The following is a 527-nucleotide window of genomic DNA, read 5'->3' as shown; positions in this document are numbered from 1 at the left end:
CGGCGGCCAGCGCCGACTCGATCACGCCCTTGCCCTGCGCCTGCAGGTCCTTGGCGAACTCGATGATCAGGATCGCGTTCTTCGCCGACAGGCCGATGATGGTGATCAGGCCGACCTGGAAGTAGACGTCGTTGGAGTAGCTGCGCAGCAGGGTCGCCAGCAGCACGCCGACCACGCCCAGCGGCACGACCAGGATCACCGACAGCGGGATCGACCAACTCTCGNGCGAACTCGATGATCAGGATCGCGTTCTTCGCCGACAGGCCGATGATGGTGATCAGGCCGACCTGGAAGTAGACGTCGTTGGAGTAGCTGCGCAGCAGGGTCGCCAGCAGCACGCCGACCACGCCCAGCGGCACGACCAGGATCACCGACAGCGGGATCGACCAACTCTCGTAGAGCGCGGCCAGGCACAGGAACACCGCCAGGATGGCGAAGCCGTAGAGGATCACGGCCTGCGAACCGGCGAGCTTTTCCTCGCGCGACTGGCCCGTCCACTCGTAGCCAAAGCCTTGCGGCAGCTGGGC

The 527-nt window shown here is 65.6% G+C and carries 1 protein-coding gene and 1 pseudogene; both read right to left on the bottom strand.

The window, feature by feature from the left end; genetic code table 11:
• The coding region (locus QZH66_RS18325) for an efflux RND transporter permease subunit (protein WP_305807219.1) at window positions 1–199 on the bottom strand (199 nt) is incomplete at its 3' end.
• A 16-nt stretch (window positions 200–215) separates the two neighbouring features.
• Window positions 216–527: pseudogene (locus QZH66_RS18320) on the bottom strand (efflux RND transporter permease subunit); the annotation flags it as partial.

The sequence above is a fragment of the Stenotrophomonas sp. YIM B06876 genome (assembly GCF_030711595.1).
Classification (GTDB): Bacteria; Pseudomonadota; Gammaproteobacteria; order Xanthomonadales; family Xanthomonadaceae; genus Stenotrophomonas.
Note: the sequence above shows the minus strand (reverse complement) of the source record. Positions and strands in the feature narration are given on the sequence as shown.